Below are 20,878 nucleotides of genomic sequence, written 5' to 3' on the forward strand. Positions count from 1 at the left end.
AATACTGGGATGCTGGGGAGCACGGGGCGGAACACATCGACATGGGGGGCTGAAGGGCGTGGAGGACAGGGTACGGGTGGTCATCGCCGAGGACTCAGTGCTGCTCAGGGAGGGCCTGACCCGGCTGCTGACCGACCGCGGGCACGACGTGGTCGCCGGTGTCGGTGACGGGGAAGCGCTGATCAAGACCGTCGGTGAGCTGGCGGACCGGAACACGTTGCCGGACGTGGTGGTGGCGGACGTACGGATGCCGCCGACCCACACCGACGAGGGCGTACGGGCGGCCGTGCGGCTGCGCAAGGACCATCCGGGGATAGGCGTGCTGGTGCTGTCGCAGTACGTCGAGGAGCAGTACGCCACCGAGCTGCTGGCCGGCAGCAGCCAGGGCGTCGGCTATCTGCTCAAGGACCGGGTGGCCGAGGTCCGGGAGTTCGTGGACGCCGTGGTCCGGGTGGCCAGGGGCGGTACGGCGCTGGACCCCGAGGTGGTGGCGCAGCTCCTGGGCCGGAGCCGGAAGCAGGACGTGCTGGCCGGGCTGACTCCGCGTGAGCGCGAGGTGCTCGGGCTGATGGCAGAGGGGCGGACGAACTCGGCGGTCGCCAAGCAGCTCGTCGTGAGCGACGGGGCGGTCGAGAAGCATGTGAGCAACATCTTCCTGAAGCTCGGCCTCTCCCCGAGTGACGGGGATCACCGCCGGGTCCTGGCCGTGCTGACGTATCTGCGGAACTGACCGGTCCGCTCCGGACCCGGGAGGAGCCACCGCCGGGGCCGGTGACACCTCCCGGGTCCGGTGGCTCCGCACGGCCCAGCGGCCCGTCCGCGCCCGCGCGCCGTAACCGCGGCCGCAGCCGTAGGTCGGAGGCCCTACACCCAAAGAATGAGAGCGGAGTGCTCGGCACGGGAGGGATCAACGGTCGGGCAAAACGCAATAAACACGACAAATCAGTACGTCCCGGCGTCTCAAAAGAGCGTCCACCATCTGGCTGTCCCGGGGAAGGCGACCCTTACCCACGTAGGGTGGTATCCGGACTGCCGGGCGGCCGGTCGGTCCCGAGCCGCCGCCTCGTAGGGAGGTCCAGTTCAGTGACCAGCCAGGTCAGTAGCCCAGCCGAGCAGGCCGATGAGGCCAACGACGCTAGCGATCCGAGCGATTCCGGCGATGCGGTCCTGTCGGGCGGCAGCCCGGCCGACGGGACGACCGACGGGACCGAAGCCGGAAACGCAGCCAGGACCGACGGGATCGACGGAGTCGACGGAGCCGACGGCTCCGGCGAGAAGGAGGTCCGCCGGCTGGAGCGGGTGATCATCCGTTTCGCGGGTGACTCCGGTGACGGGATGCAGCTCACGGGTGACCGGTTCACCTCCGAGACCGCGTCGTTCGGGAACGACCTGTCGACCCTGCCGAACTTCCCCGCCGAGATCCGGGCCCCCGCCGGGACCCTGCCGGGCGTCTCCTCGTTCCAGCTCCACTTCGCCGACCACGACATCCTCACCCCCGGCGACGCGCCCAACGTGCTGGTCGCGATGAACCCGGCGGCGCTGAAGGCCAACATCGGCGACGTGCCGCGCGGCGCGGAGATCATCGTCAACACCGACGAGTTCACCAAGCGCCCCATGGCCAAGGTCGGTTACGCGGTCTCGCCGCTGGAGGACGGTTCGCTCGACGGCTACCAGGTCCACCCGGTGCCGCTGACGACGCTGACGATCGAGGCGCTGAAGGAGTTCGGGCTCTCCCGCAAGGAAGCGGAGCGTTCGAAGAACATGTTCGCGCTCGGTCTCCTGTCATGGATGTACCACCGGCCGACCGAGGGTACGGAGCGCTTCCTTCGGGCCAAGTTCGCGAAGAAGCCGCAGATCGCCGAGGCGAACGTGGCCGCGTTCCGGGCGGGCTGGAACTTCGGCGAGACGACCGAGGACTTCGCGGTCAGTTACGAGGTCGCCCCGGCGGGCTCCGCGTTCCCGGCCGGCACGTACCGCAACATCTCCGGGAACCTCGCCCTCTCGTACGGTCTGGTCGCCGCCGGTCACCAGGCGGAGCTGCCGCTCTACCTCGGCTCGTACCCGATCACCCCGGCCTCCGACATCCTGCACGAGCTGTCCAAGCACAAGAACTTCGGTGTCAGGACGTTCCAGGCCGAGGACGAGATCGCGGCCATCGGCGCGGCGCTCGGCGCGGCCTTCGGCGGTTCGCTCGCCGTGACCACCACCTCGGGCCCCGGCGTGGCGCTCAAGTCGGAGACCATCGGGCTCGCGGTCTCCCTGGAGCTGCCGCTGCTGGTCGTCGCCATCCAGCGCGGCGGCCCCTCCACCGGGCTGCCCACCAAGACGGAACAGGCCGACCTGCTCCAGGCGATGTACGGGCGCAACGGCGAGGCCCCCGTCCCGGTGGTCGCGCCGCGCACCCCGGCCGACTGCTTCGACGCCGCGCTGGAGGCCGCCCGGATCGCGCTGGTCTACCGCACCCCGGTGTTCCTGCTGTCGGACGGCTACCTCGCCAACGGCTCCGAGCCCTGGCGCATCCCGGAGCCGGACGAGCTCCCCGACCTGCGGGTTCAGTTCGCGACCGGCCCCAACCACGAGCTGGCCGACGGCACCGAGGTGTTCTGGCCGTACAAGCGCGACCCGCAGACCCTGGCCCGCCCCTGGGCGGTGCCCGGCACCCCGGGTCTGGAGCACCGGATCGGCGGCATCGAGAAGCAGGACGGCACGGGCAACATCTCGTACGACCCGGCCAACCACGACTTCATGGTCCGCACCCGCCAGGCCAAGGTCGACGGCATCCAGGTCCCGGACCTGGAGGTGGACGACCCGGACGGCGCGCGCACGCTCGTCCTCGGCTGGGGCTCCACATACGGTCCGATCACCGCGGCCGTCCGCCGGCTGCGCAAGGCCGGCGAGCCGATCGCGCAGGCCCATCTGCGCCATCTCAACCCGTTCCCGCGCAACCTGGGGGAGATCCTGGCGCGGTACGACAAGGTCGTGGTCCCGGAGATGAACCTCGGTCAGCTCGCCACGATGCTGAGGGCGAAGTACCTGGTCGACGCCCACTCGTACAACCAGGTCAACGGCATGCCGTTCAAGGCGGAACAGCTCGCCACGGCCCTCAAGGAGGCCATTGATGTCTGAGACGACCATGTCCGGCACACCCGCGTCCGGCGCGACGCCGGGCGTGCCGCGTACGCCCGCCCCCTCGTCCATCGCGGGCGAACTGCTGAGCCTGGTCCCCAAGGCCACGGCCAAGCAGACCATGAAGGACTTCAAGTCGGACCAGGAAGTGCGCTGGTGCCCCGGCTGCGGCGACTACGCGGTGCTGGCCGCGGTCCAGGGCTTCATGCCCGAGCTGGGCCTGGCCAAGGAGAACATCGTCTTCGTCTCCGGCATCGGCTGCTCCTCCCGCTTCCCGTACTACATGAACACGTATGGGATGCACTCCATCCACGGCCGCGCCCCCGCGATCGCCACCGGGCTCGCGACCTCGCGCCGCGATCTCTCGGTCTGGGTGGTCACGGGCGACGGTGACGCGCTCTCCATCGGCGGCAACCACCTCATCCACGCGCTGCGCCGGAACGTCAATCTGAAGATCCTGCTGTTCAACAACCGGATCTACGGACTGACCAAGGGGCAGTACTCCCCCACCTCCGAGGTCGGGAAGATCACCAAGTCGACCCCGATGGGCTCGCTCGACGCACCCTTCAACCCGGTGTCACTGGCGATCGGCGCGGAGGCCTCCTTCGTGGCCCGTACGGTCGACTCGGACCGCAAGCACCTCACGGAGGTGCTGAGACAGGCCGCGGAACACCCCGGTACGGCGCTGGTGGAGATCTACCAGAACTGCAACATCTTCAACGACGGCGCCTTCGAGGTCCTCAAGGACAAGGAGAAGGCCGAGGAGGCCGTGATCCGGCTGGAGCACGGGCAGCCGATCCGCTTCGGCGCGGGCGGCTCGAAGGGCGTGATCCGGGACCGGGCCACCGGCGATCTCCAGGTCGTGCCCGTCACCCCGGAGAACGAGTCGCACATCCTCGTCCACGACGCGCACGCCGCCAGTCCGACCACGGCGTTCGCGCTCTCGCGGCTCGCGGACGCGGACACGCTGCACCACACGCCGATCGGGGTGCTGCGCAGCGTGAAGCGACCGGTGTACGACACGCTGATGTCGGAGCAGCTCGACACGGCCGTCGAGCAACGCGGCAAGGGCGACCTGTCGGCGATGCTCGCGGGCGGCGACACCTGGACGGTCGTCGGCTGACGCGGCGCTCCTCACGAGGCCGCTCCTTACGAGGCCGCTCCTTACGAGGCCCGGATCTCCTGTTACGTACTAGGAGGTCCGGGCCTCGTCGTGTGAACTTGTCCGGGGCGCGCCGTTCACATCGGTGCGGGCCTCGTCGTACACCTGCCGGGCCTTGAGCACGTCCTCCGCGCGCCGCTCCGTCCACCGCGCCAGCGCCCACACCTGCTCGGCGGCCTCCTGCCCCAGCGCGGTCAGCGTGTAGTCGACGCGTGGCGGGATGACGGGCTTGGCGTCACGATGGACGAAGCCGTCGCGCTCCAGGGTCTGGAGTGTCTGCGCGAGCATCTTCTCGCTGACGCCGCCGATCTCGCGGCGCAGCTCGCTGAAGCGGTACGAGCGCTCCAGCAGCGCGGCGAGGACGAGGACGCCCCAGCGGCTGGTGACGTGCTCAAGGATCAGCCGGGAGGGGCACATCTGCCGGTTCACATCGGGCTTCATGCTTACGTCCATGCCAGTACCTTACTTTGAAGTGGGTACTTTCCCGAAGTTAGTGTCATCCGTAGGGTGAGTGAAGAACGCGCACAGGCACCACCCCCCGCACGAACTGGAGAGACCCCATGAGCATCGTCGTCACCGGAGCCACCGGACACCTCGGCCGTCTGGTCATCGAGGCCCTGCTGGCCGCGGACGTCCCGGCCGACGGGATCGCCGCCGTCGTACGGAACAAGGAGAAGGCCGCGAGCCTGGTGGCGAGCGGGGTCGAGCTGCGCGTCGCCGACTACGACGACCCCGCGTCGCTGAAGGACGCCTTCCGGGCGGGTGACCGGGTACTGCTGATCTCCGGCAGCGAGGTCGGCAAGCGCGCGGCCCAGCACGGTGCCGCCATCGACGCCGCGAAGGCGGCGGGCGTCGCCCAGCTCGCGTACACCGGTGTCCTCGGCGGCCCGGACGCCGACTTCGACCTGGCCGAGGAGCACCATGTGACCGAGCGGCTCATCCTCGAATCGGGGCTGCCGTACACCTTCCTGCGCCACGGCTGGTACACCGAGAACTACACCGAGAACCTGGCGCCCGTGCTGGAGCACGACGCCGTCGTCGCCGCCGCGGGCGAGGGCCGGGTCGCCGCCGCGACCCGCGCGGACTACGCCGCCGCGGACGCCGCCGTACTGACCGGCGAGGGCCACCTGAACAAGGCGTACGAGCTGAGCGGCGACACCGCGTGGTCCTTCGCCGAGTACGCGGCGGAGCTGTCGCGCCAGACCGGCAGGACCATCGCGTACACCAGTGTGCCGACCGAGGCCCTGCGGGAGATCCTGACCGGCGCCGGGGTGCCCGAGCCGATGGCGGCGATCCTCGCCGACGTGGACCACGCGATCGAGCGCGGCCGCCTCGCGGGCACGTCGGGCGAGCTGGCGCGGCTCGCGGGCCGGCCGACCACACCGCTCGCCGACACGATCGCCGAGGCGCTCAAGGCCTGACGGCCCGCCCGGCTCTCCCTGGTCCGGTCTCGTTCCAGGGCTCATTCCGGGTCTCGTTCCGGGGCTCGTTCCGAGTGTCATTCTCGGCCCCGCGCCCGGCCTCGCACCCGTCATGACCGTATGACGATACGGACATGACACCGCACCCCGTGCCCCGCTACCTTTTCGGAGGCGGGCTCGGGGCGGCGCGCGGGACGGGGAGGGTCAGTGAAGTCGGAGAACGAACAGCGGACGGGCCTGCTGTACGGGATCGGTGCCTACGGGATGTGGGGACTGGTCCCGATGTTCTGGCCGCTCCTCAAGCCGGCCGGGGCGATGGAGATCCTGGCCCACCGGATGGTCTGGTCGCTGGCCTTCGTGGCGCTCGCGCTGCTGGCGCTGCGCCGCTGGGCCTGGCTGCCCGAACTGCTGCGGCAGCCCCGCAAGCTGGCGCTCATCACACTGGCAGCCGCCACGATCACCGTCAACTGGGGCGTCTACATCTGGTCGGTCAACGCCGGCCATGTGGTCGAGGCGTCCCTGGGATACTTCATCAACCCGCTGGTGACCATCGCCATGGGCGTGCTGCTGCTCAAGGAGCGGCTGCGTCCCGCCCAGTGGGCGGCGGTCTTCATCGGGTTCTCGGCGGTGGTGGTGCTCGCCGTGGGGGCCGGGCGGCCCCCGTGGGTCTCGCTGACGCTGGCCTTCTCGTTCGCGACGTACGGTCTGGCCAAGAAGAAGGTCAACCTCGGCGGCCTGGAGTCGCTGTCGGCGGAGACCGCGGTGCTGTTCCTGCCCGCCCTCGGCTATCTGGTCTGGCTGGGCACGACCGGCTCGGCCACCGCCGGCTCGGAGGGCCCCGGCCATCTCGCGCTGCTGGCGTCGACCGGGCTCGTCACGGCCGTGCCGCTGATCTGCTTCGGCGCGGCGGCGATCCGCGTACCGCTGTCGACGCTGGGGCTGCTCCAGTACCTGGCGCCGGTCTTCCAGTTCCTGCTGGGCGTCCTCTACTTCCACGAGGCGATGCCGGCCGAGCGCTGGGCGGGCTTCTCGCTGGTGTGGCTGGCGCTGACGATCCTGACCTGGGACGCGCTGCGGACGGCGCGCAGGACGCGGGCGGAGGCAGTACGGCTGACGGCCCGCGCCCGGGAGAAGACGGACGGGCCCGCGCCGCCGGCCACCCCGCCGGCCATCGCCCTCACCACCCCGCCACTCACCCCGGAACCGGCGACCGGAGACCCGGAGCGCTGACCTCGGGTGGCGCACGGGGCGTGCGGGACCCGGGGCGTTGTCAGTACCCCCGTCTATAAATGAGGGCATGACACCACCTCTGCACTGGAAAGTCGTCGCCGACGCCGCCGACCCGCACGCCCAGGCGGAGTTCTGGGCCGCGACCCTCGGCTACCTCGTCGAGGACAACAGCACGCTCATCGAGGGTCTGCTGGCCCACAGTCACGCGTCGGACGCCGATGTCGTGACCGTGCGCGGGCGCCGCGCCTGGCGGGACCTGGTCGCCGTCCGCCATCCTGACGACCCGCACGACGAGCGCACCGGCACCGGCCTCGGCCGCCGCATCCTCTTCCAGCGCGTCCCGGAACCCAAGACCGGCAAGAACCGCCTCCACCTCGACGTGCACGCCGCCCCGGGCACGCGCGACGCGGAGGCCGAGCGCCTGACGGCGCTGGGCGCGACGGTACTGCGCCGGGTGCGGGAGCCGGGCGGCGAATGGATCGTCATGGCCGACCCGGAGGGCGGAGAGTTCTGCCTGCACTGACCAGCGGAACGCGGAACTGCGGACCCCGTGGAGCGAACCACATCCGCATCCGCATCCGCATCCGCACGATGGCCTCTTCCTTCCGCTTCGTTACGTGTCCGTTCAGCCGTTGTACGGAGCGGTGACATCCAGGACCCAGGTGACTCCGAAGCGGTCGGTGACCATGCCGTACAGCGGCGCCCACTGCGCGGGCTCCAGCGGGCGCACCACGGTCGAGCCCTCGGCGAGCTTGCCCCACAGGGCGCTGATCTCCTCGGCGTCGTCGCCGCGCACGGAGACGAAGAACGGGTTCTCGCCCTGGTTCCAGGGCAGCGACGAGGGCACGTCGTAGGCCATGACGTGGAAGCCGTTGTCGCCGGCCACCTCGCCCCACATCACCCGGTCCGCCTCGCTCTCGTTCCGGACGGCGCCCGCGTCCTTGTAGGTGACGGCGACGGTACGGCCGCCGAAGACGGACCGGTAGAAGTCCAGTGCCTCACGTGCGGCGCCCCGGACCCGCGGCCGCCGGCACCGCCGTCGCGGAGGACGCCGCCCGTGCCCTGGCCACCCTCCGCCAGGTGATGCCGCCCCGCCTGCGCCACCGTATCGACCTGCTGCGCGTCACCGCCGTACAGCTGCCCGCGGCCGACGACACCGCCCAGGTCGACGCCCAGGTCCTGATGGAGCTGAGCCGTGTCATCCACGCCCGCGAGGAGCTGCGCTTCGACTACGCCCCGGGCCCGGGCACTCTGGGCGCCCCGGCCGACGCCCCCCGCCGGGTGCACCCCCACCACCTGGTGACGTGGCGTCATCGCTGGTATCTCGTGGCCTGGGACCTCCACCGTGAGAACTGGCGCGTCTTCCGCGTCGACCGCATCCGGCCCCGTACCCCCACCGGCCCGCGCTTCACCCCGCGCGAGCTTCCCGGCGGTACCGTCTCCACCTTCATCACCAGCCGGTTCCGCGGCAACGACGGCACCAGCACCGACTGGCCCTGCCGGGGCGAGGTCGTCCTCCATCTGCCGGCCGCCGACGTCGTGCCCTTCGCCCGGGACGGAATCGTCGAGGAGCTCGGCCCGCACCACTGCCGGCTCACCCTCGGCTCCTGGTCATGGACCGGACTCGCCACCGCTCTCGGCCGCTTCGACACCGAGGTCGACGTCATCGACCCGCCCCCACTGGCCGCGGCCTTCGCGGACCTCGCCACCCGCTACACCCGCGCCGCGCGCACTACAGGACCGGAGACCGGCCCGACACCGTGATCCGTCACCTCCCGCACGGCATCCGGTGGTGGGCCCGGCGGGCGTGTCCGTTCAGCGAACCCTTCTGACCGGTCTTCGCTCTTGACGGGGAGTCAAGCTCTCCCCCAGCATTCAGCACGCACGCCGCACCAACAGCTCCAGCACCCCCAGCTCGCTCCAGCAGCTTCAACGCCCCACGCCACCCATGCCGTGGGGCGTCCCGCACGTTCCGTCCTTTCCTGTCCCCGTTCGGAATCCGGAGCCCCCACATGAAGCTCTCCGTTCCTGGCACGCGCCGCACGACCAGCTCCATACCCGGCGGCATACCCGGCCGCGTACCCGGCCGCAGGACCACCGCCGCCGCGACCGCCGCGGCCACCGGGCTCGCTCTCGTCGGGCTCCTCGGCGCCGCAGCCCCCGCCCAGTCGGCACAGGCCCCCGCCCGTGCGTCCGCCCCGTCCGCCGTGCTGGCCGCGCCCGACATCCCGCTCGCCAACGTCAAGGCGCACCTCACTCAGCTCTCGTCGATCGCCGCCGCCAACGGCGGCAACCGCGCCCACGGCCGCGCCGGCTATCTCGCCTCGCTGAACTATGTGAAGGGCAAGCTGGACGCGGCCGGGTTCACCACCTCCGTACAGCAGTTCACGTCCGGTGGCGCCACCGGCTACAACCTGATCGCCGACTGGCCCGGCGGCAACGCGAACCAGATCGTCATGGCCGGGTCGCACCTCGACTCCGTCACCGCGGGCGCCGGGATGAACGACAACGGCTCCGGCTCGGCCGCCATCCTGGAGACCGCGCTCGCCGTCTCCCGTGCCCAGCTCAAGCCGACCAAGCACCTCCGGTTCGCCTGGTGGGGTGCGGAGGAGCTGGGGCTTGTCGGATCGCGGTACTACGTGAACAACCTGCCGACCGCCGAGCGCGCGAAGATCAGCGGCTATCTGAACTTCGACATGGTCGGCAGTCCGAACCCGGGCTACTTCGTGTACGACGACGACCCGACGATCGAGCAGACCTTCAAGAACTACTACGCGGGCCTCGGCATCGCCACGGAGATCGAGACCGAGGGCGACGGCCGCTCCGACCACGCCCCGTTCAAGAACGTGGGCATCCCGGTCGGCGGGCTCTTCAGCGGCGCCGACTACATCAAGACCGCGGCGCAGGCGCAGAAGTGGGGCGGCACCTCCGGGCGCGCCTTCGACGCCTGCTACCACCGCTCGTGCGACAGCCTGTCGAACATCAACGACACGGCCCTCGACCGCAACAGCGACGCCATCGCCTACGCGGTCTGGACGCTCTCCGGCGCCGCCTAGGACCTCTCGCGTCGCGCCTCTCCCGTACGCCACCGGTGCGTACGGGAGAGGCTTCGCCGTCCGGCGGCCCTCAGGTCGTGATGTCCCGCGTCGTCAGGCGCGCCCAGGCCGCCGAGCCGAACACCGCCGCGTACAGCGCCTGGAGCCCCAGGTTCTCGACGATGCCGTCCCAGAGGACGGGCTGGCGGAGCAGGTCCGCGAAGGACAGCCAGTGGTGCGAGAAGAGATATGGCTGTACGGCGTGGAGCTGCGGGATCGCGTCCAGGATCTGCACCGTGATCAGCAGCCCGACCGTGGCCGCCATCGCCGCGATCCCGCTGGTGGTCAGGGTCGATATGAAGAGCCCGAGCGCCGCGAACCCGATCAGCGAGGCCGCCACGACCAGCGCGATCAGCAGCGCCCGCACCATGCCCTCGCCGAAGGAGATCCGGACGCCGGAGATCGTGGTGACATCCCCGAGCGGGAAGAGCAGCGCCCCGACGGCGAGCGCGGACGCGGCCACGACCACCGTCGCGACCAGGCAGAACGCCAGGGTGGAGGCGTACTTGACGAGCAGCAGCCGGGTGCGGCCCGCCGGGGCGACCAGCAGATAGCGCAGCGTCCCGCCGTTGGCCTCGCCCGCGATCGCGTCGCCGGCTATGACGCCGACCGCCATCGGGAGGAAGACGGGCAGCGTCGCGGCGAGCGCGGCGAAGACCAGGAACAGCCCGTTGTTGGTGACCTGCCCGATAAAGGCGGGCCCGCCGCCCCGGCCGCCACCGCCCCCGCCGTCGCCCGTCTCGATCTTCACCGCGATGCCGATGAGGACGGGGACGGCGGCCAGCACGCCCAGCAGGGCGAGGGTCCGCCAGCGCCGGAAGGTGACCGTCAGCTCGGAGCGGAGCAGCCCGAACGTCCACAGCAGCCGCGTCGCCCCGGCCTCGGCGCCCGGCTCGCGGGCCCCTCCGTACGGAGCGCGCTCGGGCCCCGGCTCAGGCCCCGGTTCTGTGACCGACCCGGAAGCCCGTCCGGCGCCCGTCCCCGTACCCGCGTCAGCCCGCGACATCGAACCCCTCCCCCGTCAGCGCGACAAAGGCGTCCTCCAGTGAGGCGCGCTCCTGGCCGAAGGCGCGTACCCGTACCCCCGCGCCGACCAGCGCGGCGTTGAGATCGGCGGGGTCCGCCGGTCCGTCCTCGCCGGCCGGCAGCTCGCCGGTGACACGGTCTCCCGCCACCGTCACATCCGTGACCCCGTGCTCCTTGAGCACCCGGGCCGCCTCGCCCGGGTCCGGGGTCGTGACGGCGAGTCTGCCCCGGGTGCCGGCCGCCAGCTCGGCGACCGTCCCCTGGGTGATCAGCTTCCCCTGGTTCATCACGGCGACATGGCTGCAGACCTGTTCGATCTCGTCGAGGAGGTGCGAGGAGAGGAAGACCGTCGTGCCGTCCGCGGCCAGCTCCCGCACCAGCGTCCTGATCTCCCGCATGCCCTGCGGGTCGAGCCCGTTCGTCGGTTCGTCCAGCACCAGCAGGTCGCGGGGCCGCAGCAGCGCGGAGGCCAGCCCGAGCCGCTGTTTCATCCCCAGGGAGTACGCCTTCGCCTTCTTGCCCGCCGCCGCCGTCAGCCCGACCCGCTCCAGCGCCCCGGTCACGCGGGCCGCGCGGGTCCGGGGATCGGCCGTGGGGTCGGCGGAGTCGTACCGTACGAGATTGTCGCGGCCGCTCAGATGCCCGTACAGCGCGGGCCCCTCGATCAGCGCCCCCACCCGGGGCAGAACGGTGCGGGCGGCGCGCGGCATGCGGTGGCCGAGGAGGGTGGCCGAGCCGGCCGTGGGCTCGATCAGGCCCATCAGCATCCGGATGGTGGTGGTCTTGCCGGAGCCGTTGGGCCCGAGGAAGCCGAAGACGCTGCCCGCGGGCACCGCCAGGTCGAGGTGGTCGACGGCGAGCTGACCGCCGCCGTACCGCTTGGTCAGACCGCGCGTCTCGATGACCGCCGCGGGTGCCGGTGCGGGTACCGCTGTCATCCCGCTGCCCCCCTTCTCCCCGGCCGGTGGCGCCGTGTCCCGGGGCGTCCCGTCCGTGGTGCCCTCCCGAGAACGGACCGGGCCCGGTCAGCGTTCCGCCCCGCCGCGCGGTTCCTGCGGCGGGGCGGAACGCTACGGCGTCACTTGGCCTGGTCTGCGGCCTTGACCAGCGCGTCCTTGGTGACAGCGCCGACGTAGACCTTGCCGTCGTCGGTCATCAGCGCGTTGACGATACGGGTCTGGAAGACCGTCCCCGAGCCGAACTTCCCGGTGACCTTGTCGCCGAGCGCGTCCAGGAACTGCTGCGCCTCGGCCGGGGCGTTCTCCGGCTTCGCCGCGCCGTTGGCACCCTCGGGTGACGTCAGCACGTACACCGAGCTCCAGCCCTTCCCGATGACCTTGGTGTCGCCCTTCGCACCGCCGAGCGCGCCCAGCTCACCGAGTGCGCCGGGGCCCAGCGGCAGTTCCTTGCCCGCCTGGTCCGGTCCGTGCGCTCCCGCCGCCTTGTCCGCGTCGCTCGCCTCCGTCACCTTCGCGCCCTTGGGGGGCGTGAAGTCGAAAGTGCCGGCGGCGGGCTTGGCGAAGTCGACCTTCGTGAAGCCGACGTCGACCACGGCCTTGCCGCCGCTGCTGGGCGCCAGCGTGAACTTGAGCGGCGTCCCCGTCTTGGCGTCCACCGCGACCGTGATGGAGCCGACCGTGGAACCGCTCTGCTCGGGCTTGATCACCAGCCGGTACGCGTCGCGCCCGGCCACCTTCGACGTTCCGCCGACGGTCACCGAGGTGGTGTCGCCCGCGGCCTTCAGCGCCTGCTCGGCGAAGTCCTTGGGGGTGACGGCGCCCTGGTCCTTGCCCCCGGAGCCGTCATGGCCCTTCGCGCCCTTCTCGCCCTCGGCACCCTTCTCGCCCTTCGGAGCGGTCGCGTGGTAGGCCGTGTTGGAGCCGCTGTCGTAGGCCCAGACCTCGTCGCCGTTGTGGATCAGGCTGTACTCGGAGGTGTCGTCGAGGACCGACAGCCGCTGCTTGTCGGGGCCGTCCGTCGCCACCCGCAGGGTGTGCGTGCCGGTGGCCAGCTCCGTCAGCCTGGTGCCGGGGTCCGCCGACGCGGCGCCGCCGCCCGAGCCCTTGCCCTGGGCCTCCGGGGCGAACGAGCCCGCCAGGTCGCTCAGGTTGTCCAGTGCCGGGATACCCAGATCCGTACTGATCTTGACCGTGCCGGAGAGCTGCTCGGTGTCCGACGCGGCGATCTTCTCGATGAGCTGCTGTGCGCTGATCTTCGGCAGTTCCGGGTCACCCGTCGCGGCGAGCGCCGGAACGAGTCCGATGGTCGCCGCGGCCACCCCCGCCACCGCGACGGGGAGCGCGTAACGTGTCGCCTTGCGGCGGACGGCGCCGGGCTCCCTCTCCTCGGTCGCCGGTGCGCTGTCGTTCGGTGCCATGTGTGCCCTACCTCCGTGGTCGGCGGCCTTCCGTCCGTTGTACTTGTCCACCCCCCGCCGCCATTCTCACCCGAATTGGTCAGGAGTGGTGTTGTCCATCTGACCAAATCGGGGGTGCGTAAGCGTCAGACCCCGGGCTCAACTTGTCGTACTGCTCTGGGATGACATGCGGATGAGATGACTCCGCCGACCCGTAGGGGACGGCACGCCGAACGGGGTACGCCTGCGCCGGGCGGGTGAGGACGCCGGGGCGCACGCCTAGGGTCTTTCGTTTGGATCTGGCTGGGTCAGGGAGCGGGGTCTGGTGCCGTGGATCGCAAGGCGGAGGAGGGAGGCGACGCGTGAGCGTCGGCGCCCCCGTATCCGCCGTCAACGCCGCGAGACGCGGTGCCAGGGCACGCGAGCCCAGCAAGATCCAAACGAGAGGCCCTGGCCGTGGCGGTCAGCCCGCGCGGTGGACCACCGCGTCGCACAGCTCCACCAGCGCCGACTTCGCGTAGCACTCCGGCAGCGGCGCCAGCGTCGCCCGCGCCTCCTCCGCGTACCGCACCGTGTCCCGTCGCGCCTGCTCCAGCGCCGGATGCGCGCGGAGCAGCCGCAGCGCCTCGGCGAGCCGCCCGTCGTCCGCGAGGTCGCCGTCCAGCAGCTCGACCAGGGCCAGGTCCTCCGGCCTGCCGTACTGCTCGGCCTGGGCGCGCAGCAGCAGGACCGGCAGGGTCGGGATGCCCTCGCGCAGGTCGGTGCCGGGGGTCTTGCCGGACTCGTGGGAGTCGCTGGCGATGTCGAGGACGTCGTCGGCGAGCTGGAAGGCGACGCCGAGCCGTTCCCCGTACTGGGTGAGGACTTCGACGACCGTCTCGTCGGCGCCGGACATCATCGCGCCGAAGCGCCCGGCGACCGTGATCAGCGAGCCCGTCTTGCCGCCGATGACGTCGAGGTAGTGGCTGACGGGGTCGATGCCGCCGCGCGGGCCCGCCGTCTCCAGGATCTGGCCCGTCACCAGCCGTTCGAACGCCTCCGCCTGGACCCGGACGGCCACCGGGCCCAGGTCCGCCACCAGGTGCGACGCGCGGGCGAAGAGGAAATCACCCGTGAGGACGGCGACCGAGTTGTCCCACCGGGCGTTGGCGCTCTCCACCCCGCGGCGTACCTCGGCCTCGTCCATGACGTCGTCGTGGTAGAGCGTCGCGAGATGCGTCAACTCGACGACGACGGCGGCCGGGACGACCCCGGGCGCGTACGGATCCCCGAATTGTGACGCGAGCATGACCAACAGCGGCCGGAATCGTTTGCCGCCCGCCCGTACGAGGTGCTGAGCGGCCTCCGTGATGAAGGGCACCTCGCTCTTGGTGGCATCGAGGAGCCCCGCCTCGACAGCCGCCAATCCGGTCTGGACATCGGCCTCAAGAGCCTGGTCCCGCACGCTCAGCCCGAACGGCCCGACGACGGTCACGAGAGGTACTCCTGTCTGCTGACGATCACACGGATTGCCGATGTGTCGCTGCCATCACTCAAGTCAGCGTATCCGGTCGCGTTTCGATCACCATGGGCGCCTTCCCGGCTCCGCCGGTATGTTCGGGATCGACCTTTCGACCAGGAGCAGCCCTTTTGCCCGGAACGACGACCGGCCCCGAAGTGAACGACGAGCAACCCGACGGGCAACCCCCGCCGGGCGACGACCGCGCCTTCCTCGGCCACCCCCGGGGACTGGCGACCCTGTCGGGTCTGGAGGTCTGGGAGCGCTTCTCGTTCCTCGGCATGCAGGCCATCCTCGTCCTCTACTTCGTCGCCACCGTCCAGGACGGCGGTCTGGGCATGGCGCCCGGCACCGCCGCCTCCGTCTCCGCGGCGTACGGGACCCTCGTCTACCTGCTCTCGGTCGCCGGCGGCTGGCTCGCCGACCGGATCCTCGGCTCGTACCGCGGTGTCCTCTGGGGCGGCGTCCTGATCGCCGTCGGGCACTACGCCATGGCGGTCCCCACGGCCGCCATGACCTGGGTGGGGCTCGGCCTGATCAGCGCCGGTACGGGGCTGCTCAAGCCGAACGTCTCCGCCCTGGTCGGCAAGCTCTACCGTACGGAGGACGAGCGCAGGGACGCCGGTTTCGCCCTCTACTACATGGGCATCAACATCGGCGCCTTCCTCGGCCCGCTGGTCACGGGGTGGCTCGGCGATCATGTGAGCTGGCACTGGGCATTCTCCGCCGCGGCCGTCGGGATGACCCTCGGCCTGATCCAGTACGTGGCGGGCAGACGCCATCTCGCCGGCCGCAAACACGCCGCCGAGTTCGCGCTCGCACCCGCCGTCCTGCGCCGTGCCGTCCGGCTGATGATCGCGGGCGCGGCAATGACGGCCGTCGTGGCCGTGGCCCTCGCACTCGCCGGATGGCTCACCATCGGACGCTTCGCCGACATCCTCACCGTGCTCTCCGTGGTCGCGCCCGTCGTCTACTTCGTGGTGATGTTCCGCAGCCCGCGTGTGACGGCCGAGGAGCGCGGCCGGCTCCGCCCCTACGTGGTGCTCTTCCTCGCGTCGGTGTTCTTCAACTTCATCCTCTTCCAGGCGTACTCGACAATGATCCTTCTCGCGTCGACCAACGCCGACACCTCGATCCTCGGATTCCACTTCCCCGCGGGCTGGTACGCCTCCGCGCTCGGCGCCTTCGAGGTCGCGCTCGCGCCGGTCGTCGCCGCGGTCTGGGTACGGATGGGCCCGCGCCAGCCGCACGCCTCCAACAAGATCGCCATCGGGGTGATCCTCGGCGGGCTGTCCTTCCTCCTGATGGTCCTGCCGACGTCCGGGCACACCGGCACCGACTACCGGATGGCCGCGTGGTGGATCGTCGCCTCGTACCTGCTGCTCGGCCTCGGCGACATCCTCGTGGAGACCTCCGGCCTCTCCGCCTCCACCAAGCTCGCGCCGAGGGCGTTCGCCGGCCAGACCATGGCCCTCTGGTTCCTCTCCCTGGCGCTCGCCAACGGCATCCAGGCCCAGACCGTGAAGCTCTACGGGCAGGTCTCGCAGCCCGCGTACTTCGGCGTCAACGGGGCCGTCGCGGTCGTGGCGGGCCTCGCCGTGATCGCGGCGGCGCCCTGGCTGCGCCGCACGATGTACCCCGTCCACTGAGCCCCGTCCCACTCCCCCAGCGAGGTGACCGGCATGTCCCCCACCGTCCGCACCCCCGCCGTCCGCACCGACTTCCCGTACGGGACCACCCACGAGGACGTACGGATCCCCCTCGCCGACGGCACCCTGCTGTACGCGCGCGTCTGGCGCCCCGTCACCGACGAGCCCGTCCCCGCACTGCTCGAATACCTCCCGTACCGGCTCACCGACTGGACGGCGCCGCGCGACCACCAGCGCCACCCCTGGTACGCGGGCCACGGCTACGCCTCCGTACGCGTCGACGTGCGCGGGCACGGCAACAGCGAGGGGCTGCCCGGCGACGAGTACGACGCGACCGAGCTGGCCGACGGCGTCGAGGTGATCGACTGGCTCGCCGCACAGCCCTGGTGCACCGGGAAGGTCGGCATGTTCGGCATCTCCTGGGGCGGTTTCAACGCGCTCCAGCTCGCCGCCCTCGCCCCCGCACCGCTGGCGGCGATCGTCACCGTCTGTTCCTCCGACGACCGGTACGACAACGACGTCCACTACATGGGCGGTTCGGTCCTCGCCGTCGACATGCACGCCTGGGCGGCGACGATGCTCGCCTTCGTCTGCCGGCCGCCGGACCCGGCGTACGTGGGGAGCGCGTGGCGGGAGATGTGGCTGCGGCGCCTCGACGCCGTCGAACCGTTCCTGCACACCTGGCTGGACCACCAGACCCGCGACGCCTACTGGAAGCACGGCAGCGTCAGCGAGGAGTACGGCGCGATCCGGGCCGCCGTCCTGGCCGTGGGCGGCTGGCACGACCCGTACCGGGACACCGTGCTGCGGCTGGTCGAACACCTCGATCCCGGGCGGGTACGGGGGCTGATCGGCCCCTGGTCGCACCAGTACCCGGACCGGGGGCTGCCGCCCGGGCCGGCCATCGGCTTCCTCCAGGAGACCCTGCGCTGGTGGGACCAGCACCTCAAGGGGCGGGAGACAGGGGTGATGGACGAGCCGCTGCTGCGCTCCTGGATCAGCGGCTCGCACCCGCCCGCGACGGTCTACCCCGAGCTGCCCGGCCGCTGGGTCGGCGACCGGGCGTGGCCCTCCCCGAACGTCACGCCGACGCCGTACGCCTTCCAGGGGGAACCGGTTGTCGTCAACTCGCCACAACACACCGGTCTGGACGCGGGCCGCTTCTTCCCGTTCGGGAACGACGCGGATCTGCCGCCCGACCAGCGCGACGAGGACGCCAGGTCGGCCTGTTTCGACTTCCGGGTGACGGGCGACTTCCGGGTGACGGGCGACTTCCGGGTGGCGGACGAGGCGGCCGGGCAGGCGGCCGGGAGCGCGTCCGGCATCGAGATCCTCGGGCGTCCGCGCGTCCGGCTGCGACTCCGGGCGGACGCCCCGGCCGGCCAGGTGATCGCCCGGCTGTGCGACGTCGCGCCGGACGGCTCCTCCACGCTGGTCACGCGCGGCGTCCTCAACCTCTCGGCCCGGCACGGCCGCGACCGGATCGACCCCTGGCCGCAGGGAGCTACCGAGGACGTCACCTTCGAACTGAACGGCATCGGCCACGCCTTCCCGCCCGGCCACCGCATCCGGCTCGCCGTCTCCTCCGCGTACTGGCCGTGGATCTGGCCGCAGGCCCGGTCGGCGGGGTTCACCCTCGACCCGGCGGGCAGCTCGCTCGACCTCCCCGTCCGTACGCCCGCCGAGGCCGACACGGAGGCCATCTCCTTCGAACCGCCGGAGCAGGCCGAGCCGCTGGGCGTCTCCTTCCCCGCGACGCTCGACGAGGAGCGTCCCGAGCGGCTGGTGGTACGGGATGTCGCCCAGGGCGTCTGGCGGCTGGAGGTCGACCCGCGCTACGGCGGCTCGCGCTTCTACCCGGACGGGCTGGAGTTCTCCGAGGACGCCCGGGAGACGTACACCATCCAGGAGCGCGACCCGCTGTCGGCGCACACCCTCTCCCGGTGGGAGATCCGCCTCCACCGGCCCGATCTGGCCTGGGACACCCGGGTCGAGACGCGCTCCGAGATCCGGTGCGACGCGGACGACTTCATCGCCACGGACGAGGTGATCTGCCGCGTCGGCGAGGAGATCGTCCACCACCGGACATGGGAGAAACGAATCCCCCGTACGGCGGGCTGACCCCGGTACGGCGGCCCCGGCCACCCCCCGCCGCCGCACGCGCTGTCGCACCCGCCCCCGCGCCCACCTCGGTCTTTCCATCCGTACGGACCTTTTATTACTGCCTCGGCTGGGCAACACCGACGTAACGTGTCCCGTATCGATCCGGAAAGCGAGGCAGCACCGATGCCCGAGCAGAGCCCGCTCGAAACCGCCGAGGGCGACCCCTTCGGCCCGCACAACCTGCCGTACGGAGTCTTCTCGACCGCCGACGAGCCCGACCGACGGCGGGTCGGGGTGCGCATCGGCGACCACGTGCTCGACGCGGGGGCGGCGGCGCTGGCGCTGGGCTCCCCGTACGCGGCGCTGCTGGCCAGGCCCAGCCTCAACCCGCTGATGGCGGCGGGGCGTACGGCCTGGCGCGATGTCCGCCGGGCGCTCACCGCCTGGGTCACGGTCCCCGCGCACCGCGCCGACATAGAGCCCCTGCTGTATCCGCTGGGCGCGGTCACCCTGCACCTGCCGTACGAGATCGCGGACTACGTCGACTTCTACGCGAGCGAGCACCACGCCACGAACGTGGGCCGCATCTTCCGCCCCGACGGCGAGGCGCTGACCCCCAACTGGAAGCATCTCCCGATCGGTTACCACGGACGGGCCGGCACGATCGTCGTCTCCGGTACGGAAGTGACGCGCCCGGCGGGCCAGCGCAAGGCGCCCGCCGACCCGGCGCCGGTCTTCGGGCCCTCCACGAAGCTGGACATCGAGGCGGAGGTCGCCTTCGTCATCGGTACGCCGTCCCGGCAGGGCGCCCCGGTGGAGCTGGCGTCCTTCCGGGACCATGTCTTCGGTCTTTCCCTCCTCAACGACTGGTCGGCGCGGGACATCCAGGCCTGGGAGTACGTGCCGCTGGGCCCGTTCCTCGGCAAGTCCTTCGCCACCTCGGTCTCGGCGTGGGTGACCCCGCTGGAGGCCCTGGACGCGGCCCGGGTGGCGCCCCCGGAGCGCGCGGTCCCCGTTCTCCCCTATCTGGATGACGCGGAGGACGAGGAGCCCGGCGGTTTCGACCTGCGGATCTCGGTGGCGCTCAACGGAGAGGTGATCTCCGAGCCGCCGTTCTCCACGATGTACTGGACCGCCGCGCAGCAGCTCGCCCATCTCACCGTCAACGGCGCCTCCCTGCGCACCGGGGACGTCTTCGCGTCCGGCACGGTCAGCGGACCCGCGCGCGAGCAGCGCGGCTGTCTGCTGGAGCTGACGTGGAACGGTACGGAGCCGGTCGAACTGCCCGGCGGCAAGCGCACCTTCCTGGAGGACGGCGACGAGGTCACCCTGACCGCCTGGGCCCCCGGCCCGGACGGCACGAAGGTCGGCCTGGGCGAGGTGAAGGGCCGCATCACCGCCGCGTGAGCCACGTCCCTGTCAACGCTACGTGACCCGATCACCCGTTCGTAGGGGTTTATCCGGTATCCGGCGGTTACCCTGGGGAGAGCCGCGAGACTCCGTCATATGGGAGCACTGATGAGCGTGGAACCTGAGCCCGAGGCCCCGGAGGCCAGGTGGGCGGTCCCTCCCGTGGGTGGCTGGACCGCCGACGACCTTGACCGGCTTCCCAACCTGCCTCCGCATACGGAGCTGATCGACGGGAGCCTTGTTTTCGTGAGTCCGCAGAGCCTGTTCCACTCACGCGCGGTCACATTCTTCGAATGGCAGTTGCAGTCCTTCGTTCCTGACGATCTGGAAGTCATCCGCGAGTTCACCATCGACATCGATGAGTCCAACCGGCCGGAGCCCGATGTCGTCGTGGTGTGCGGGAATGCCGTTCAGAACCTGCAACAGTGCCGGTTCCCCGCCGAGTCGGTACTGCTGGCCATCGAGGTTGTCTCCCCGGAGTCAAAGACCCGGGACCGCGAGACCAAACCTCTGAAGTACGCGCGGGTCAAGATCCCGCACTTCTGGCGCGTGGAGAACCACGGCGACCGAGCCGTCGTCTACACCTTCGAGCTGGAGCCGGCCACGGGCGTGTACACAAGCACCGGGATCTTCCATGACCGAATGAAGGTGTCCGTCCCCTTCTCGGTCGATCTCGATCTCACCGCCATCACCGCACGTCGGCGGGCGGCTGGCCAGTAGTAGCAGTCTGCCGGATGCGGCCGGGCCCGGCGCCTCCCCCGAGGAGGCGCCGGGCCCGGCCGTACATACGCGGTGCGCACCC

At 71.1% G+C, this 20,878-nt stretch carries 17 protein-coding genes and 1 pseudogene; 12 read left to right on the top strand and 6 right to left on the bottom strand.

Annotated features, from left to right (window positions below; translation table 11 throughout):
- Nucleotides 1-58 precede the first annotated feature (58 nt).
- The 3 genes from ACIQ7D_RS23545 to ACIQ7D_RS23555 all read left to right on the top strand — a co-directional run bounded on the left by ACIQ7D_RS23545 (nucleotide 59) and on the right by ACIQ7D_RS23555 (nucleotide 4,249).
- Nucleotides 59-730, top strand: a complete 672-nt coding sequence (locus ACIQ7D_RS23545) for a response regulator (protein WP_403940523.1) — start codon at nucleotides 59-61, stop codon at nucleotides 728-730.
- Between the two features lie 353 nt (nucleotides 731-1,083).
- Nucleotides 1,084-3,126, top strand: coding sequence for a 2-oxoacid:acceptor oxidoreductase subunit alpha (locus tag ACIQ7D_RS23550; RefSeq protein WP_403940525.1), 2,043 nt, complete (start codon nucleotides 1,084-1,086; stop codon nucleotides 3,124-3,126).
- Nucleotides 3,127-3,247: 121 nt separating this feature from the next.
- Entirely contained in the window at nucleotides 3,248-4,249 is a 1,002-nt protein-coding gene (locus ACIQ7D_RS23555; protein ID WP_403940618.1) for a 2-oxoacid:ferredoxin oxidoreductase subunit beta, read from the top strand.
- Nucleotides 4,250-4,318: 69 nt separating this feature from the next.
- On the opposite strand, the gene ACIQ7D_RS23560 is transcribed toward ACIQ7D_RS23555, so the two are convergent.
- Nucleotides 4,319-4,741 (bottom strand): winged helix-turn-helix transcriptional regulator, encoded by a 423-nt coding sequence (locus ACIQ7D_RS23560; RefSeq protein ID WP_403940526.1) that lies wholly within the window; start codon nucleotides 4,739-4,741, stop codon nucleotides 4,319-4,321.
- Nucleotides 4,742-4,848: 107 nt separating this feature from the next.
- On the opposite strand from ACIQ7D_RS23560, the gene ACIQ7D_RS23565 reads away from it, so the two are divergent.
- From ACIQ7D_RS23565 to ACIQ7D_RS23575, 3 genes are all read left to right on the top strand, one after another.
- Nucleotides 4,849-5,709 (top strand): SDR family oxidoreductase, encoded by an 861-nt coding sequence (locus ACIQ7D_RS23565; protein ID WP_403940528.1) that lies wholly within the window; start codon nucleotides 4,849-4,851, stop codon nucleotides 5,707-5,709.
- A 207-nt stretch (nucleotides 5,710-5,916) separates the two neighbouring features.
- Nucleotides 5,917-6,939 carry an EamA family transporter RarD gene (gene rarD / locus ACIQ7D_RS23570; RefSeq protein WP_403940530.1) on the top strand — a complete coding sequence of 341 codons (1,023 nt, stop codon included), beginning with the start codon at nucleotides 5,917-5,919 and terminating at the stop codon, nucleotides 6,937-6,939.
- A 67-nt stretch (nucleotides 6,940-7,006) separates the two neighbouring features.
- Nucleotides 7,007-7,462 carry a VOC family protein gene (locus ACIQ7D_RS23575; RefSeq protein ID WP_403940532.1) on the top strand — a complete coding sequence of 152 codons (456 nt, stop codon included), beginning with the start codon at nucleotides 7,007-7,009 and terminating at the stop codon, nucleotides 7,460-7,462.
- Between the two features lie 102 nt (nucleotides 7,463-7,564).
- Here the strand turns inward: ACIQ7D_RS23575 and ACIQ7D_RS23580 are convergent, their stop codons facing one another.
- Entirely contained in the window at nucleotides 7,565-7,933 is a 369-nt protein-coding gene (locus tag ACIQ7D_RS23580) for a VOC family protein (RefSeq protein ID WP_403940620.1), read from the bottom strand.
- Nucleotides 7,934-7,959: 26 nt separating this feature from the next.
- Between ACIQ7D_RS23580 and ACIQ7D_RS23585 the strand changes: the two are divergent.
- Together ACIQ7D_RS23585 and ACIQ7D_RS23590 are read left to right on the top strand one after the other, a co-directional pair.
- Nucleotides 7,960-8,703 (top strand): annotated as a pseudogene (locus ACIQ7D_RS23585) (helix-turn-helix transcriptional regulator); the annotation flags it as partial.
- Nucleotides 8,704-8,951: 248 nt separating this feature from the next.
- Nucleotides 8,952-9,995, top strand: coding sequence for a M28 family metallopeptidase (locus ACIQ7D_RS23590; RefSeq protein WP_403940534.1), 1,044 nt, complete (start codon nucleotides 8,952-8,954; stop codon nucleotides 9,993-9,995).
- A 70-nt stretch (nucleotides 9,996-10,065) separates the two neighbouring features.
- On the opposite strand, the gene ACIQ7D_RS23595 is transcribed toward ACIQ7D_RS23590, so the two are convergent.
- From ACIQ7D_RS23595 to ACIQ7D_RS23610, 4 genes are all read right to left on the bottom strand, one after another.
- Entirely contained in the window at nucleotides 10,066-11,040 is a 975-nt protein-coding gene (locus tag ACIQ7D_RS23595; protein WP_403940535.1) for an ABC transporter permease, read from the bottom strand.
- Nucleotides 11,027-11,998 carry an ATP-binding cassette domain-containing protein gene (locus tag ACIQ7D_RS23600; protein ID WP_403940537.1) on the bottom strand — a complete coding sequence of 324 codons (972 nt, stop codon included), beginning with the start codon at nucleotides 11,996-11,998 and terminating at the stop codon, nucleotides 11,027-11,029. The genes ACIQ7D_RS23595 and ACIQ7D_RS23600 overlap by 14 nt, the downstream gene beginning before the upstream one ends.
- Nucleotides 11,999-12,138: 140 nt before the next feature.
- On the bottom strand, nucleotides 12,139-13,437 hold the full coding sequence (locus ACIQ7D_RS23605) for an outer membrane lipoprotein carrier protein LolA (protein WP_403940539.1): 1,299 nt from the start codon (nucleotides 13,435-13,437) through the stop codon (nucleotides 12,139-12,141).
- A 442-nt stretch (nucleotides 13,438-13,879) separates the two neighbouring features.
- On the bottom strand, nucleotides 13,880-14,890 hold the full coding sequence (locus ACIQ7D_RS23610) for a polyprenyl synthetase family protein (RefSeq protein ID WP_403940541.1): 1,011 nt from the start codon (nucleotides 14,888-14,890) through the stop codon (nucleotides 13,880-13,882).
- Nucleotides 14,891-15,072: 182 nt separating this feature from the next.
- Between ACIQ7D_RS23610 and ACIQ7D_RS23615 the strand changes: the two genes are divergently transcribed.
- The 4 genes from ACIQ7D_RS23615 (at nucleotide 15,073) to ACIQ7D_RS23630 (ending at nucleotide 20,796) form a co-directional block, all read left to right on the top strand.
- Nucleotides 15,073-16,563, top strand: coding sequence for a peptide MFS transporter (locus ACIQ7D_RS23615; RefSeq protein WP_403940621.1), 1,491 nt, complete (start codon nucleotides 15,073-15,075; stop codon nucleotides 16,561-16,563).
- A gap of 33 nt (nucleotides 16,564-16,596) precedes the next feature.
- Nucleotides 16,597-18,684: a CocE/NonD family hydrolase gene (locus ACIQ7D_RS23620; RefSeq protein WP_403940544.1), complete on the top strand. Its 2,088-nt coding sequence runs from the start codon at nucleotides 16,597-16,599 to the stop codon at nucleotides 18,682-18,684.
- A 165-nt stretch (nucleotides 18,685-18,849) separates the two neighbouring features.
- A complete protein-coding gene (gene fahA / locus ACIQ7D_RS23625; protein WP_403940546.1) occupies nucleotides 18,850-20,073 on the top strand; it encodes a fumarylacetoacetase in 1,224 nt (407 codons plus the stop codon).
- 117 nt (nucleotides 20,074-20,190) lie between these two features.
- The gene (locus ACIQ7D_RS23630) at nucleotides 20,191-20,796 is read left to right on the top strand and encodes a Uma2 family endonuclease (RefSeq protein ID WP_403940623.1); all 606 of its coding nucleotides are present in this window, start codon (nucleotides 20,191-20,193) and stop codon (nucleotides 20,794-20,796) included.
- The last annotated feature ends 82 nt before the right edge of the window (nucleotides 20,797-20,878 follow it).

It is taken from the genome of Streptomyces sp. NPDC096310, assembly GCF_044763125.1.
Classification (GTDB): domain Bacteria; phylum Actinomycetota; class Actinomycetes; order Streptomycetales; family Streptomycetaceae; genus Streptomyces.